Source organism: Arthrobacter sp. Y3223164, from assembly GCF_059091005.1.
On the sequence record NZ_JBNHGF010000393.1, the window covers coordinates 1 to 2498 of the forward strand.

The window sequence follows — 2498 nt, forward strand, 5'->3', positions numbered from 1 at the left end:
CTGCGGACCCCGGGCCGCGGCAGGGGACCGGGCGGGGCCCGCAGCCCCGGGGTGGCGTTCAGGACGCCGGGCTAGGATGGCGATAAGCCGGACCGAGCCGGCTGCAGCCCACCAAGGTCCGGGAGCCCCGTGAAGATCGCCATCACCAAGAGCACGTTGCGGATTCCGCCAACGTACTTCGCCACGGCGCACGCCGAGCGGTTGAAGGACAGGCACGACTTCCGTGTCTTCACGCTGGTGGCCGAGATCGAGGATTCATCCGTCACGATCCCGGTGACGGACTTCGTTCCGGTGCCGCGGCTGGGCTTCCGGCGCCGCGAGCTCATGATGCCCGCTTTCATGCCGGCCATGACCGTGGCAGTGGGACGCTTTGAACCGGACATCATCCATCAGCACTTCGCCACCTGGTCGACGCCCGCCGTCAAGGCATCCATCGTGTCCGGGACGCCGCTCATCACCACCATGCACGGCTCCGACATGGTCTCGCTGGGGAATCCCGCGGACACGGTGATGGCCCGGTGGCACCACCGGAACGTCCTGGCCGCGGCGGCGCACAGCACCCGCATCCTGGTGGTCAGCAACTACATGGCCGGCCGCGCCGCGGAGCTGGACTTGGACACCGCGAAAATCCGGGTGCATTACCAGGGCGTCGATACCGACTACTTCGAGCCGGTCCGCTACGAGGCCGATGAAGTGCCGGTAGTGCTCTTCGTCGGCCGGCTCAACACGCAAAAGGGCATCCGGGATCTGTTGGACGCCTCCCTGGCCGTCTGGCGCAAGGCCCGGCACCGGCTGGTGGTGATCGGGGACGGGCCCTTGCGGGACACCGTCGCCGAGCAGGCCGCCAGCCATCCGCACATCGACTACCTGGGCCGCCAGGACAGGAGCGCGATCCGCTCCTGGCTGCAACGGGCACATGTCCTGGTGGCCCCCAGCCAGGAAGCCGGCGGCGCCCGGGAGGCCGCCGGACTGGTGCTGCTGGAAGCCCAGGCGTGCGGCACTCCCGTGCTGGCGTACCGCAGCGGGGGCATTCCCGAAATGATGGACGACGGCGTCACCGGACTGCTGGCACCGGAAGCCGAGTACAACCAGTTGCAGGACGGGTTGCAGCAACTGCTGCAGCTGGGCAGCGCGGAGTACCTGGCCATGCGCCGCGACGCGCGCAAGTTCGTGGTGGACCAGCGGAGCCTGGCGGGCAGCGTGCGGGAGCTGGACGGCCACTATCGCGACGTGGCAGCCCAGCCGCCGGCCGCCGGACGGCAGGGCCCGCCGCCGCCGGAACAGCCGTGACCATTCCCTGTGTGGAATACTAGGCGGGTGAGTCGCTGCTGGGTCGTCGTGCCGATGTACAACGAGGCCACCGTCGTCGGTTCAGTCATTCAGGAGCTGCTCGAAACCTTTCCCCACGTGGTCTGCGTGGACGATGGCAGCACCGACGATTCCGCCGCCCTGGCCCGCAAGGCCGGCGCCGTCGTCGTTGCCCATCCGGTGAACCTGGGCCAAGGCGCCGCGCTGCAGACCGGAATCGAATATGCCGTGCAGGATCCGCAGCTGGACGCGGTCATCACGTTCGACGCGGACGGCCAGCATCGGGTCCAGGATGCCGCGGCGATGCTGGCTCGGATCAGGGCCGGCGAAGCGGACGTGGTGCTCGGTTCCCGCTTCCTCGATGGGCGGGGCGAGGTCTCGGCGCTCAAGCGCCTGGTCCTGCAGACGGCGGCCATCCAGTCCCGGATTTCCACCGGCTACCGCCTGACCGATGCCCACAACGGGCTGCGTGCCATCTCCGCCGACGTGGCCCGGAAGATCCACCTGACCCAAAACCGGATGGCGCACGCCTCCGAACTGGTCCACCAGTTCGCCGCCCTCGATGCCCGGGTGGTGGAACAACCGGTACACATCGTCTACACGGAATATTCCAAGTCCAAGGGGCAGTCCCTGCTCAACGGCATCAACATCCTCGCTGACCTCTTCTTCCGGTGAACCCATGCTCATAGTTGTCCAAATCGTCCTGGTCCTGGCCGTCGCCCTCGGCGCGCTGGCGCTGATGCGGGGCGGCCAAAACGCTCGGCACCAGGCCGTGCGCCGCATCCTGCTGATGCTCTTCGCGGTCATGGCCGCGCTGTCCGTCTTCTTCCCGGGCATTCTGACCGCCGTGGCGAATGCGCTGGGCATCGGCCGCGGCACCGATCTGGTGCTGTACGGGCTGATCGTGTGCTTCCTGATCTACATGGCGAGCTCGTTCCAGCGCACCCGGCAACTCGAGGAGCGGATCACCAAGCTGGCCCGGCGCATCGCGCTGGACGAGGTGCCCAAGCCGGATGACGTGGCCGGACCGAGCGACGCGGCACCCCCGGGGAACGGGACGTGAGCGTGCCGCAGAACCTTGGCCGCCACGACAGCGGTCCGGAAGCCGAGATCGTGATCGCCGTCCATACCGCTGACCGGCCCGTCCGCCGCGCAGTGGACTCGGTCCTGGCCGCAGCGCCCGGCCGCGT

At 68.5% G+C, this 2498-nt stretch carries 3 protein-coding genes; all 3 read left to right on the top strand.

All coding sequences use genetic code 11. The annotated features are described in order from the left end of the window. Window positions 1–129: 129 nt before the first annotated feature. Genes AC5RUJ_RS14500 through AC5RUJ_RS14510 form a run of 3 tightly spaced genes read left to right on the top strand, consistent with a single transcriptional unit; the run spans window position 130 to window position 2371 of the window. Complete coding sequence (locus tag AC5RUJ_RS14500; protein ID WP_494075507.1) at window positions 130–1290, top strand: glycosyltransferase; 1161 nt, start codon at window positions 130–132, stop codon at window positions 1288–1290. 27 nt (window positions 1291–1317) lie between these two features. Further along, window positions 1318–1983 (top strand): glycosyltransferase family 2 protein, encoded by a 666-nt coding sequence (locus tag AC5RUJ_RS14505; protein WP_494128498.1) that lies wholly within the window; start codon window positions 1318–1320, stop codon window positions 1981–1983. 4 nt (window positions 1984–1987) lie between these two features. Then, the gene (locus AC5RUJ_RS14510; protein ID WP_494128497.1) at window positions 1988–2371 is read left to right on the top strand and encodes a DUF2304 domain-containing protein; all 384 of its coding nucleotides are present in this window, start codon (window positions 1988–1990) and stop codon (window positions 2369–2371) included. The last annotated feature ends 127 nt before the right edge of the window (window positions 2372–2498 follow it).